This window comes from Pedobacter sp. AC212, from assembly GCF_979258625.1.
The window spans coordinates 991,461-1,003,819 of sequence record NZ_OZ409870.1; the positions used below are offsets into that span (position 1 = coordinate 991,461).

Sequence of the window (12,359 nt, forward strand, 5' to 3'; positions counted from 1 at the left end):
GTGAAAATATAATCTTTGCTCTTTTATCTTTGTTCTTATTTCTATTTTACAGTCTTTCTTCTATTCTTAATGTAATCTTCAAAAATGTATTCACCTAATCCGTTTAGAGAGCTGTAAAAAGCTCTTCCACCATTAATTTCGGTAAACTGGCGAACAAATTGTTGAAGGTAGGGGTCTTTTGCAATCATAAACGTGGTGATTGGAATTTTCAATCGCTTACATTGTGCAGCCATATTTAAGGTTTTGTTAATCACCTTTCTATCTAACCCCATGCTGTTTTTGTAGTACTTTCCATTTTCTTTCAAACAGGTTGGCTTGCCATCTGTAATCATAAAAATTTGCTTGTTATGTGTTTTGCGGCGGCGGAGTAAATCTGTAGCCAACTCTAAACCAGCAAAAGTATTGGTGTGATAGGGGCCAACTTGAAGGTAAGGCAAATCTTTAACAGTAATCGGCCAGGCATCATTACCAAAAACCACAATGTCTAATGTATCTTTTGGGTACTTCGTTTTAATGAGTTCGGCTAAGGCCATCGCCACTTTTTTGGCGGGAGTAATTCTGTCCTCCCCATATAAAATCATGGAATGCGAAATGTCGATCATCAACACGGTTGAGGTAAGTGTTTTAAAATCCTTTTCCTCTACCTCTAAATCTCTATCAGTTAGGGTAAAATCGCCAATTCCATGGTTGATTTGAGCATTTTGGATAGAGGCAGTCATATCGATCTGGTCTAAACTATCGCCAAAACTATACTCACGTCTATCGGCATTTTTCTCTTCACCAATACCCGATTGGTTGCTATTGTGATTGCCTCTGCCAGATTTTTTCAGCTTTCCAAAAATCTCGTCCAAGGCCGATTTTCGGATAGTCTGTTCTGTTTTGGCGGTAATTTTAAACTCTCCCGACTGATTGTCTTCAGTCAGGTAGCCTTTTTCTTTCAGGTCATCGATGAAATTCCCAATGCCATAATCATTATTTGTTAGTTTGTATTGCTTGTCGAGTTCATTGAGCCAGCTTAGAGCCTCTGCCGCATCACCTGCTGTATAGTTAAGCAGTTCGCTAAACAATTTCAGCAACTCATCAAACCCACCTTGTGGCGTATCGCCAGGCTTATAATCAGAAAAACGAAAACCTCTCATGTATGTGTATTAACGGATTATTAAAGGTAAAAGTTTCGATTTGGATTAATTTAAGCGGGGTGTCATATTTGGGTGAAAGCAGAAAGATAGCGAGAGAGGATGAAATCAAAAAACTAGCTAGAAAAGTTTGAATAGTAACGTTGGATTCAAAACGTCGAAAACAATGGACATCTGCCAGCTTGCATTCTTCAAGTGCATGATTTATCGAAAGACTTAGTCGTGATTCAGCTGGATCATATTTGCTACAGATGCTCCAATACTAAAATGACTGCGTTATCGCTCAATGATAAAATGCGAACCTGTTCTAAATCCCAGAGCGACAAACCATCCCTGGCTTTTAATATTCTTCCTTCAATTTCAAAGGTGCCATCAATTACTAAAAAAAAGAGTTTGTGAACTTTGCTTTGGATCTTATAAATCAATTCCTGGCCATTGGTAAAACTACCTGCATTTAGCTTGAACGGAAGTTTAGCATGATTAACAATTTCAATGAAATGGTTTTTATCTTTCTCAAAATCGAATTTAAATAACATTTCGCTTGCCCTAAGCAAGAACAAATCGGTGGTAATTCCCAACTGGATATAATTGATTTCCTTAGTTGGATAAGGATTGCTGATTTCTAAAACCTCACCTTTACCTAAATTTAAAACCTGTACTTCACCAGTCTCAACTCCAAATTCTTTCCCTCCCTGAACAATATCTATTCTTCCTGTAATGGGAAAAAATAATTGATAAGAATCTTCCTTGGAAAGAAAAAAGATCATTTTGCCAGCAGCAATAGAATCATCATTGCAGATAAATAAATTTCCTATGGCATGCTGCTCGCTAAAAAATTGTTCAAAGTAAAATGTGCTATATCTTTTTAATGTATCCGTTGTTTTTAGGCCACGTTCATCAGCAAGGAATAATTTGTCAGGTGTTAACCCCATTATTAAATTGTTTTTATAGAATAAATACTTACAAACGGTTGAATTTGAAGAAGATGAGTAAACACCTCCGGCTCCGTTACCTCACTGTATGGCGAGAGCAATAAATAGTGATGAAGGCTATCATGCCAGATCATGGGTTTAGAAAAAAAGTTAATAGCAACCTTATGTTGTTCGATGTCATTGATGTCGGAATTAATAATCTCAAATTTAAAATTTTCAAAGGGTAGAAATTTTCTTCCAAGGTTATCCAAAATATCTGGAATAATGCCATTCAGTTGTCTTAGATAACCTGTAATGGCTGCACTTACTAAAAAGTGAAGTTTATCTGCCTCTGGTACATTTAAAATTAGCTCGGCAAATGTATTGTACTTTTCTTCCTGATTGAAAAGCTGCGATTGCATTTGGAATTCTAAAAAACTGTCTTCATGTATAAACTTATCCCAATGGTTTAGGCTTGAATCGTCAATTATCTTCCGATAACCTATCGTAATTACTTTTTGCGGCATGGTATAAAATTAAAAAAGGACGTCAGTATTTCCTAACCTCTTTTGCAAATAAAAATGATGGAACAACTTTACTTTGAATGTATGTCAACTGTAGTGTTTTTTGTCAGTAATTGATTCATGAAAATGAATTCTTCTTACTTTGTAGCAAAAAAAGGTGTCAAATAAAGGATTCGAAATTAGGGGTATAGTTTTTGAGTAGGTGTAATTTCATTTTGTAAAAGATTAAAACTAGCTTTGCCGCAAATTAATGAAACACCTCGTTACCATATCTCTTGTATTTTTTAGCTTAACACACTTGGCAAAAGCCGAGCGTGTTGAAGGGCTAAGGATATTGAACGAATATTGTAGTGAGCACAAAATTAGTGTAAATAACCCCGGGAAGGCTTCCATTCAGTTAAATGAGGAGCATAACCCTTACTTATTATCTTACAGTGCGCTTGCCTTAAGCGGTACCCAAGCTCCATCAAAAACTGTTAAATATATATGTGTAAATCAGTTAATCTCTGATTTGACCATCCGTAAAAAGCCAAAAAACAATAGTCCATAATTTCGTTTTTCTGGATCTTTTTAAAAGATTTTATTCCCATTTAAACCCTCAGCAGCCCAATTGACTTATTACAAGTCAATATTCTGGTTGTTGGAATCAACCCTTTTTCAATAATAAATAAGATTTAAAATACAATAATGTTAGGATTTTTAGCGAAGATTTTCGGAAGTAAATCAGAGAGAGATATAAAGGCAATTCAGCCATTGGTTGTTGCCATAAATGAACAATTTAGTAAACTATCGGTACTTAGTAACGACGAATTACGTGGGAAAACCATCCAATTCAAAGAAAAAATAGCTTCTTTTTTAGCTGATATCGATAGTAAAATTGCTGCGTTAAAAGCTGATGCTGAAGGAGATGGTTTGGATCTTCATCAAAAAACTGCCATCTACGATCAGGTTGATGCTTTAGGTAAAGAGCGTGATACTGAATTGGAAAAAGTGCTATTGGAGATTCTTCCTGAAGCATTTGCTGTAGTTAAGGAAACTTCTCGTCGTTTAAGCGAGAACGATTATCTAGAAGTAACGGCCACACAGTTTGATAGAGATTATGCTGCTCGTAAAAGCAATGTGAAAATCGTTGGCGACAAAGCTCAATGGGCTAATCGCTGGGATGCCGCGGGTACCGAAGTAGTATGGAACATGGTTCACTACGATGTCCAGTTAATTGGTGGTATTGTTTTGCACAGTGGTAAAATTGCCGAAATGGCTACTGGTGAGGGTAAAACTTTGGTTTCTACCTTGCCAGCATATTTAAATGCGCTTGCCGGTCAAGGTGTTCACATTGTAACGGTGAATGATTATTTGGCCCGTAGGGATAGTGAGTGGAATGGTCCACTATTCGAATTCCACGGAATTAGTGTCGATTGTATTGATAAGCATGAGCCAAACTCTGAGGAGAGAAGAAAAGCTTATGCGGCAGATATTACTTACGGAACCAATAACGAATTTGGCTTTGATTACCTGCGTGACAATATGTCGCAAACACCTGATCAATTGGTGCAGCGTAAACAACATTTTGCCATGGTTGATGAGGTCGATTCAGTTTTGATTGATGATGCCCGTACACCATTAATTATTTCAGGTCCTATTCCTCGTGGAGATGAGCACGAGTTTTATGAATTAAAACCTCGTATTGAGCGTTTGGTAAATGCCCAGAAAGCTTATGTTTCTTCTGCTTTAAATGAGGCTAAAAAGTTAATCAATGCAGGTAACACCGGTACCGAAGAAGGTGAAGGTGGTTTGGCGCTATTACGTGCTTACCGCGGTTTGCCAAAGAATAAAGCATTAATTAAATTTTTGAGTGAAAGCGGTGTTCGTGGTTTGTTGTTGAAAACTGAAAACTACTACATGGCTGATCAATCTAAGAATATGCCTAAGGTTGATTCGGAATTGTATTTCTATATAGATGAGAAAAACAATCAGGTAGAGTTAACGGAGAAAGGTATCGAATTGATTACTCAATCTGGGGAAGATCCTCATTTCTTTGTATTGCCAGATGTTGGTACTGAAGTAGCTGAATTGGAAAAATCTGATATGCCTTTAGAAGAAAAGGTTGTTCAAAAAGATGCTTTAATGCGTGATTATTCTGTTAAAGCAGAGCGAATTCATTCGGTAAATCAATTATTAAAAGCCTATACTTTGTTCGAAATTGATGTGGAATACATCATCGATGAAGGGAAAATTAAAATTGTTGATGAGCAAACGGGTCGTATTATGGATGGCCGTCGTTACTCTGACGGTTTACACCAGGCTATTGAGGCTAAAGAAAATGTTAAGGTTGAAGATGCAACTCAAACTTATGCTACTGTAACGCTGCAAAACTATTTCCGTATGTACCACAAACTTTGCGGTATGACGGGTACAGCAACCACGGAAGCAGGCGAATTCTGGTCGATCTATAAATTAGACGTGGTTGAAATTCCCACCAATAGAAACATTTCACGTCTGGATCAGCAGGATTATGTTTACCGTACTGTTCGGGAGAAGTATAATGCCGTTGCCGATGAGATTGTAAAATTAACTGAAGCAGGCCGACCAGTGCTTGTAGGTACAACATCGGTAGAGATTTCCGAATTATTGAGCCGTATGTTGAAGCTTCGGGGAATTAAGCACAACGTACTGAATGCAAAAATGCACCAAAAAGAGGCTGATATTGTTGCAGAAGCTGGTCAAGCAGGAACAGTAACTATTGCAACCAACATGGCTGGTCGTGGTACCGATATTAAATTAGGCGCAGGTGTTAAAGAAGCTGGTGGTTTGGCAATTGTGGGTACTGAGCGTCATGAGTCTCGTCGTGTAGACAGGCAGTTACGCGGTCGTGCTGGTCGTCAGGGCGATCCAGGTTCGTCACAATTCTTCGTTTCGTTAGAAGATAACTTAATGCGTTTATTCGGTTCTGAAAGAATTTCAAGCATTATGGTTCGTATGGGTATCGAAGATGGCGAAGTGATTCAACATTCGATGATTACCAAATCTATCGAACGTGCTCAAAAGAAAGTAGAGGAAAACAACTTTGGTATCCGTAAACGTTTGCTGGAGTACGATGATGTGATGAACTCTCAACGTACTGTTATTTATGCTAAACGTAAAAATGCCCTTTTTGGCGAGCGTTTAGATGTAGATATGAACAACATGGTTTATGATGTTGCTGAAGATATCGTTAATGAGTATAAACAAGAAGGAAATTACGATGGTTTTAAACTGGAAGTAATTAAAAACTTCTCTTTGGACACTGAAATTACAGAGAAAGATTTCTCGTCTACCAATGTAGCGCAATTAACAGAGCGTTTATTTGAAGAGGCTGAATCATTTTACGCTCGTAAGTCAGAAGCCATTATTCACCAGTCGTTACCCGTTTTAACTCAGGTTTACGAAGAACGTGGTGAGCACATAGAGCAAATTGTAGTTCCATTTACCGATGGTATCCGTGGAATTCAGGTTGCTGTTGATTTAAAGAAAGCAATTGATAATAAGGGAAAAGAAGTTATTCGTTCATTTGAAAAAACAATTGTTCTGGCCTTGATTGATGATAGCTGGAAAGAGCATTTACGTGAAATGGATGATTTGAAGCAATCTGTTCAAAATGCAGTTTATGAGCAGAAAGATCCATTGGTGATTTACAAAATGGAAGCTTTTAACTTGTTTAAAAACATGCTTAACGCAGTGAATAAAGAAGTAGTAAGTTTCTTGTATAAAGGCGGTATTCCTGTTCAGCAAGAAGCTGATGAGGTTAGAGAAGCACCCGCACCTGTTAAACAACCGAAATTGCAGACTACTAAGCAAGAGTTTGGTGCTGAGCAGCCAGGTGTAGAATTTGGCGATACCCGCGAGGCCGTTCCGCAACAACCGATTCGTAAAGAAGCAACCGTTGGACGTAATGAGCCTTGCCCATGTGGAAGTGGCAAAAAGTTTAAAAACTGCCACGGAGCGAATTTGTAAAGGAGTTTTTAATCATGAATATTAAAGTCTTAGCACTCGCTAAGGCTTTTTTTATTTTGGTAATTTGCAACAACGTACAATTTGGTGTACATTTGCAAGTACTAAAATTGTTTTTATGAAAGCTGTAACAATTTCTTCACTGAGGAATAACATGAAGAGCTATTTTGATGAGGTGTGTTCAACAGAAGATATTTTAATTGTTCCTCGCAATAATAATGAGGATGAAGCTGTAGTTGTAATTTCTATTAAGGAATATAATGCACTGACAGAAACAGCACATTTAATGTCGACAGAGGCTAATCGTAAACGATTAGAAAGTTCGATTGAAAGCGTGAAAAAAGGTAATGTGAAACACTTTATACTTGATGACGAAGTATAATATATGAACATTGTATTTACAGAAGAAGGATGGGAAGACTTTGAGTATTGGAGAGATAATGATATTGAAGCTGAGAAAAAAATTAGGGACTTGCTTAAAGACATCAAAAGAACTCCATTTCATGGCTTAGGTAAACCGGAGCCTTTGAAACATAATTTAAAGGGGTTTTGGTCTCGGCGTATTACCGGTGAACATCGTTTAGTATATCAAGTTTCGGGTACTAAAGGTAAAGATCAACAGTGTGCGGTAATTCAATGTCGGTTTCATTATAATAAATAAATATCATTTTCCTGATTTTAGACAGTTACGAAGAATAAAACTACCATTTGCACAACCCATAAAGAATGCCGATTTTTGCGAAGAATTCGGCATTCTTGTTTTTAAACAATTCTGGAATGATCATGGTTAATTACAAATGAAGATAATACTCACGCTAATACTAAGCTTATTTCTGTTTTCAGCATCTTTTGCTCAGCGAGGCGAAGTAACTGTTATAAAAGATCCACTCATCGATAGTTTGATCGCAAAGCGTTCCGAAGTTTACAAAACTACTGGTGAAGTGAAAATAGGTAAGCCAATTGTCTCTTCTTATGGCTATCGGGTGCAAATATTTTACGGTTCGGATAGGAGAGAAGTGTTTAATCAACAGGCCCGATTTAAAAGTCTCTACCCAAAATTTAATACTTACCTTATTTACAAGGAGCCTAATTATTACATTAGAGTGGGCGATTTTAGAACACGTTTAGAAGCACAACGTTTGATGAATGAAATCCGACCTGCTTTCCCAACATTGTTTATTTTTAGGGAAAAAATTAATGCGCCACAATTAGATACGACTATCACTGATGATCAAAAATAAAATCCAAGAACTTGCTGCCTCTATTTTTAATGATGTAGTGGGTTACCGTCAACATATTCACGCCAATCCTGAATTATCTTATCAAGAGTTCGAAACTTCAAAATTTGTCAAAGACAAGCTATCGGCTTGGGGAATCGAATTTACCGATTGCGCAAACACAGGCGTTGTAGGTTTAATTAAAGGAAATTTAGCATCAGATAAGGTGATTGCTTTACGTGCTGATATGGATGCCTTGCCAATTCTGGAAGCGAACGATAAACCATATGCGTCTAAGAATCCAGGCGTAATGCATGCCTGTGGTCACGATGTACACACCTCTTCACTTTTAGGTTCAGCTTATATCCTAAATCAATTGAAGGCTGAATTTGGTGGTACTATCAAATTGATCTTCCAACCTGCAGAAGAGCTGTTACCAGGTGGTGCGAGTATCATGATTAAGGAAGGTGTTCTTGAAAATCCGAAGCCAAATTACATCGTTGGTCAGCATGTGATGCCTTTAATTGAGTCGGGTAAAGTTGGTTTTCGTTCGGGTATTTATATGGCATCAACCGATGAGTTATACGTGACCGTAACCGGAAAAGGTGGCCACGGCGCACAGCCGCACCAAAATATCGATCCGGTTTTAATTGCCTCACATATCATTATTGCCTTACAGCAAATCGTTTCCCGTAATGCCGATCCGCGTTTGCCATCGGTTTTGTCGTTCGGTAAAGTAACGGCAAATGGCGCCACCAACATCATTCCAAATGAAGTTAAAATTGAAGGCACTTTTAGAACTTTGGATGAAGATTGGAGAGCAGAGGCACATAAACGCATGAAAAAAATGGCCGAAGGTATTGCCGAAGCCATGGGCGGAAGTTGTGATTTTGATATCCACAAGGGCTATCCTTTCCTTATCAATGAGGAAAAATTAACGGCTAATGCCAGATCATTTGCTGAGGAATTTTTAGGCAAAGAAAATGTAATTGATTTAGACATTTGGATGGCTGCTGAAGATTTTTCTTTCTACTCTCAGGTAACAGATGCTTGTTTTTATCGTTTAGGTACTGGTAACGCAGCAAAGGATACGCAGTATTCTGTGCATACGCCAAAGTTTGATATCGACGAGGATGCACTTAAAATTTCTACTGGTTTAATGGCTTATATCGCCCTAAAGCAGCTCGGAAATTAATTGATGTAGTGGAACAATCAAGATCTCACTTACATCACCATATTATATACCATTATACATGAAGAAATTATTTTTGATTACCATTTTATCCGCTTTCATTTTTAGTGGTTTTGCTCAAGAAATTCCTCGTTTTAATCCCGATACGATTAAAACAATTACTTTAGATTCTGTAGTGAATATCAAGGCGGAGCGGTTAAACATCGAAACCTTCATTAATAAAGTGGTAAATGATACATCTTTCTATCAATCATTCAGAGACATGAAGCGCTACAGCTTCATAGCTGAAAACAGAATCTTCAGCTATAACAAGAAAAACAAAGTTGATGGAAAAATTTATCGGAAAATAAAGCACAACAACGCCGGCCAGTATAAAATGGAGTATTTGGTGAAAGAAGAAAGTGGTAACCTTTATAAGAAAAACGGTAAGTATCAATTATATACGGTAGAAATGTTCGATTACATTTTTATGAATGCTTATAACACCGATTTTGTGCCCAATGCACCAGCCGCTGACGGAAAAGGTGGTACTAACGAGAGCTACAAAAACAAGTTAAAAACGCTAATCTTCAATCCCGGTCGGCCAGTTAAAGTGCCATTTATTGGCAGTAAAACAGAAATTTTTTCGGCAAATATGCGCCAGTATTATGATTATGCGTTTACCAGTGGCACTTATTTAGATTCCATTCCTGTTTATCGCTTTAAAGTTTCTGTCAAACCAGATATCTCCAGTTGGACAAAAGATGGCATCATGATCAAAGAACTGGTTACAATTTTTGATAAACGAAATTTCAATATTTTGGGGCGTTATGTTGATATGAAATATGGCAACATGCTCTTTGATTTTGATGTTCAAATGAATATCGAAATGGGTTATTTCGGCGATGATAAACTCCCTACCAAGATTACGTATCAGGGCAATTGGGACTACCCTTTCAAAAAAGAAGAGCGGGCAAGCTTCCTCATTGTACATAAAAATTATAAGCTCGAAAAGGATAAGTAGGCGAAAAATGCCCCTGAAAGAATGATTATTTTTAAGCGATATTTAAACCCACCCTCCATGCGATTATCATTTCAAAAAATCTTTATACAGGCGAGTTTTCTACTGATCTTTTGCAGTACGAATCTGTCTGCTCAGATACTTACATCTAAACAAATCGACAGTGTTGCAGAAAAAACCTTAACTGCTTTAAATGTTCCTGGTATTGCTGTAGCAGTAGTAAAAGATGGAAAGGTAATCCACGCCAAAGGTTATGGTGTTCGGTCTTTAAAAAATAACTTAAAGGTTGATGAAAATACCCTTTTCGGTATTGCCTCGAACACCAAAGCATTTACAGCAGCAGCCTTAGCCATGCTGGTAGATGAAAAGAAAATTACCTGGGACAAGAAAGTAACCGACATTATTCCCGAGTTTAAATTATACGATGCATATGTTACTTCTGAGTTTACCATCAGTGATTTACTTTCGCATAGAAGTGGATTAGGTCTTGGTGCTGGTGATTTAATGATTTGGCCTGATTCTTCCACGGTTTCAAAAAAACAAATCATTCACAACTTAAGGTATCTCAAACCTGTTTCTAGTTTCCGTACCAAATGGGATTACGATAACTTACTTTACATCGTGGCAGGCGAAGTAATCGAACGGATTTCTGGAATGAAATATGAAGATTTTATTGAGCAAAAAATTGCGCAACCATTAGGCATGAATAAAACTGCGCTTTCTTTTAATCGATTAAAAGATAAGACGAATATTATTGATGCACATGCGCCTGTGAATGGGAAAGTATCAGTCATCCCAAAAGATTTCTCCGAGAATAGCAATGCCGCTGGCGGAATGAATTCGAGCGTAGCAGATTTGAGCAAATGGGCGATTATGCAATTAAACGGAGGGAAGTATGGCGAGAAATTAGACAAAACCTTATTTAGCAGAGCTTCGCAGAACAGAATGTGGACCTTGCACAGCATCATCCCTGCGGGAAAAGGCGATTATAACAGGCATTTCTTTGGTTATGGATTAGGTTGGTTTTTGAGTGATGAAAAAGGTTATATGGTGGCTGAGCATACCGGTGGTCTGGCCGGAATGGTAAGTGAAGTAACTTTAATACCAGATTTGAAATTGGGAATTATCGTGCTGACGAATCAACAATCTGGAGGCGCTTTTACTGCAATTACTGAAGCCATTAAGGATGGCTATTTCGGTATCAAGGGCAAAGACAGAGTTAAAGAAGTAACCGACAGTGAGAAAGAAGATAAGGAAGACGCTAAAAAAGTGACTGATAAAATTTGGGCTGATATCGCCTCTGCTCAAAAAGACGGTATTAACAAGCCAGACTTAAAAAATTATTTCGGTACTTACAACGATGTTTGGTTTGGTGTAGTTACCATTAGCAATGTAAATGGGAAAATGCATTTCCAGGCAAGAAACTCCCCAAAGTTAACCGGCGATATGGTGTATTACAAAGGCAATACTTTTATTGTTAAATGGTACGATAGAAGTATGGATGCGGATGCATTTGTGAACTTTTCGCTTGATACCGAAGGAAAACCTACAGGCTTTAAAATGGAGGCAATTTCTCCATTAACCGATTTTAGTTTCGATTTTCAGGATCTGGATCTAAAAAAGATTGATCAAAAATAATCAAACCTATATTTCAATGAAAAATTTATTCAGAACAGGCATTTTACTAAGCTTTTGCCTAATTGCATTGACTTCAATGACATTTAAACCAAAACATATTATCTTCTTTGGAGACTCTATCACGCAGCAAGGCGTTTCGAAAAATGGCTATGTTACCTTAATAAAAAAAGCTTTAGATTCTACCAAGTATGCTGTTACAGGAGCTGGTATTGGTGGCAACAAAGTGTACGATTTGTATTTGCGCTTGGAAGATGATGTATTAAATAAAAAACCAGATCTGGTAGTTATTTATGTGGGGATTAATGATGTTTGGCACAAACAATCATCACATACCGGAACTGATTATGACAAATATTTAAAATTTTATCAAGCTCTGATTAACAAAATTCAGGGTGTAGGTAGTAAGGTGGTTTTAGTTACACCATCTGTTGTGGGAGAAAAGAAAGACGGGACGAATGAACTTGATGCAGACTTAAATAAATATTCTGAAGGAATAAGAAAGCTGGCTGCAAAAAATAATTTACCTATCTGCGATTTGAGGAAAATCTTCACTGACTACGAAGCGAAAAACAACCCTGAGGACAAAGATAAAGGTATTTTAACTACAGATCGTGTTCATTTAAACGAGGTTGGAAATAAATTGGTGGCTGATCAGTTATTGCCTTTGGTGAAATAACCCCCTAGTCCCCTAGAGGGGCAATTACTGGCAAGGATGAAATAGTATGATAAACGTAAAATTCCATAAAGCGATATA

At 37.4% G+C, this 12,359-nt stretch carries 12 protein-coding genes; 9 read left to right on the forward strand and 3 right to left on the reverse strand.

Annotated features, from left to right (window positions below; all coding sequences use genetic code 11):
* Positions 1–41: 41 nt before the first annotated feature.
* The 3 genes from ACZZZC_RS04370 to ACZZZC_RS04380 all read right to left on the reverse strand — a co-directional run bounded on the left by ACZZZC_RS04370 (position 42) and on the right by ACZZZC_RS04380 (position 2,574).
* A complete protein-coding gene (locus tag ACZZZC_RS04370; protein WP_056848359.1) occupies positions 42–1,139 on the reverse strand; it encodes a vWA domain-containing protein in 1,098 nt (365 codons plus the stop codon).
* A gap of 242 nt (positions 1,140–1,381) precedes the next feature.
* Positions 1,382–2,068, reverse strand: a complete 687-nt coding sequence (locus ACZZZC_RS04375; protein ID WP_463486645.1) for a pirin family protein — start codon at positions 2,066–2,068, stop codon at positions 1,382–1,384.
* 2 nt (positions 2,069–2,070) lie between these two features.
* Entirely contained in the window at positions 2,071–2,574 is a 504-nt protein-coding gene (locus ACZZZC_RS04380) for a hypothetical protein (protein ID WP_463486646.1), read from the reverse strand.
* Between the two features lie 247 nt (positions 2,575–2,821).
* Here ACZZZC_RS04380 and ACZZZC_RS04385 point away from each other — a divergent pair, with 247 nt between their 5' ends.
* The 9 genes from ACZZZC_RS04385 to ACZZZC_RS04425 all read left to right on the forward strand — a co-directional run bounded on the left by ACZZZC_RS04385 (position 2,822) and on the right by ACZZZC_RS04425 (position 12,281).
* The gene (locus ACZZZC_RS04385) at positions 2,822–3,121 is read left to right on the forward strand and encodes a hypothetical protein (RefSeq protein ID WP_463486647.1); all 300 of its coding nucleotides are present in this window, start codon (positions 2,822–2,824) and stop codon (positions 3,119–3,121) included.
* Between the two features lie 137 nt (positions 3,122–3,258).
* The gene (gene secA, locus ACZZZC_RS04390; protein WP_463485000.1) at positions 3,259–6,561 is read left to right on the forward strand and encodes a preprotein translocase subunit SecA; all 3,303 of its coding nucleotides are present in this window, start codon (positions 3,259–3,261) and stop codon (positions 6,559–6,561) included.
* A gap of 115 nt (positions 6,562–6,676) precedes the next feature.
* Positions 6,677–6,940, forward strand: coding sequence for a type II toxin-antitoxin system Phd/YefM family antitoxin (locus ACZZZC_RS04395; RefSeq protein WP_463485001.1), 264 nt, complete (start codon positions 6,677–6,679; stop codon positions 6,938–6,940).
* A 3-nt stretch (positions 6,941–6,943) separates the two neighbouring features.
* Positions 6,944–7,219 (forward strand): Txe/YoeB family addiction module toxin, encoded by a 276-nt coding sequence (locus tag ACZZZC_RS04400; RefSeq protein WP_463485002.1) that lies wholly within the window; start codon positions 6,944–6,946, stop codon positions 7,217–7,219.
* Positions 7,220–7,355: 136 nt separating this feature from the next.
* On the forward strand, positions 7,356–7,799 hold the full coding sequence (locus tag ACZZZC_RS04405; protein ID WP_463485003.1) for an SPOR domain-containing protein: 444 nt from the start codon (positions 7,356–7,358) through the stop codon (positions 7,797–7,799).
* A complete protein-coding gene (locus ACZZZC_RS04410; RefSeq protein ID WP_463486648.1) occupies positions 7,786–8,970 on the forward strand; it encodes a M20 metallopeptidase family protein in 1,185 nt (394 codons plus the stop codon). Before ACZZZC_RS04405 ends, ACZZZC_RS04410 begins: the two co-directional genes overlap by 14 nt.
* A 58-nt stretch (positions 8,971–9,028) precedes the next feature.
* The gene (locus ACZZZC_RS04415) at positions 9,029–9,970 is read left to right on the forward strand and encodes a hypothetical protein (RefSeq protein WP_463486649.1); all 942 of its coding nucleotides are present in this window, start codon (positions 9,029–9,031) and stop codon (positions 9,968–9,970) included.
* 57 nt (positions 9,971–10,027) lie between these two features.
* Complete coding sequence (locus ACZZZC_RS04420) at positions 10,028–11,605, forward strand: serine hydrolase (protein ID WP_463486650.1); 1,578 nt, start codon at positions 10,028–10,030, stop codon at positions 11,603–11,605.
* Positions 11,606–11,621: 16 nt separating this feature from the next.
* Positions 11,622–12,281 (forward strand): SGNH/GDSL hydrolase family protein, encoded by a 660-nt coding sequence (locus tag ACZZZC_RS04425; RefSeq protein ID WP_463486651.1) that lies wholly within the window; start codon positions 11,622–11,624, stop codon positions 12,279–12,281.
* Positions 12,282–12,359: the final 78 nt, after the last annotated feature.

Excerpts from the sequence above, each read along its gene's own strand:
- ACZZZC_RS04380 (WP_463486646.1), bottom strand. The coding sequence starts at position 2,574 with ATGCCGCAAAAAGTAATTACGATAGGTTATCGGAAGATAATTGACGAT.
- ACZZZC_RS04415 (WP_463486649.1), top strand. The coding sequence starts at position 9,029 with ATGAAGAAATTATTTTTGATTACCATTTTATCCGCTTTCATTTTTAGT.
- ACZZZC_RS04400 (WP_463485002.1), top strand. The coding sequence starts at position 6,944 with ATGAACATTGTATTTACAGAAGAAGGATGGGAAGACTTTGAGTATTGG.
- ACZZZC_RS04425 (WP_463486651.1), top strand. The coding sequence starts at position 11,622 with ATGAAAAATTTATTCAGAACAGGCATTTTACTAAGCTTTTGCCTAATT.
- ACZZZC_RS04420 (WP_463486650.1), top strand. The coding sequence starts at position 10,028 with ATGCGATTATCATTTCAAAAAATCTTTATACAGGCGAGTTTTCTACTG.
- ACZZZC_RS04370 (WP_056848359.1), bottom strand. The coding sequence starts at position 1,139 with ATGAGAGGTTTTCGTTTTTCTGATTATAAGCCTGGCGATACGCCACAA.
- ACZZZC_RS04385 (WP_463486647.1), top strand. The coding sequence starts at position 2,822 with ATGAAACACCTCGTTACCATATCTCTTGTATTTTTTAGCTTAACACAC.
- ACZZZC_RS04405 (WP_463485003.1), top strand. The coding sequence starts at position 7,356 with ATGAAGATAATACTCACGCTAATACTAAGCTTATTTCTGTTTTCAGCA.
- ACZZZC_RS04410 (WP_463486648.1), top strand. The coding sequence starts at position 7,786 with ATGATCAAAAATAAAATCCAAGAACTTGCTGCCTCTATTTTTAATGAT.
- secA (WP_463485000.1), top strand. The coding sequence starts at position 3,259 with ATGTTAGGATTTTTAGCGAAGATTTTCGGAAGTAAATCAGAGAGAGAT.
- ACZZZC_RS04375 (WP_463486645.1), bottom strand. The coding sequence starts at position 2,068 with ATGGGGTTAACACCTGACAAATTATTCCTTGCTGATGAACGTGGCCTA.
- ACZZZC_RS04395 (WP_463485001.1), top strand. The coding sequence starts at position 6,677 with ATGAAAGCTGTAACAATTTCTTCACTGAGGAATAACATGAAGAGCTAT.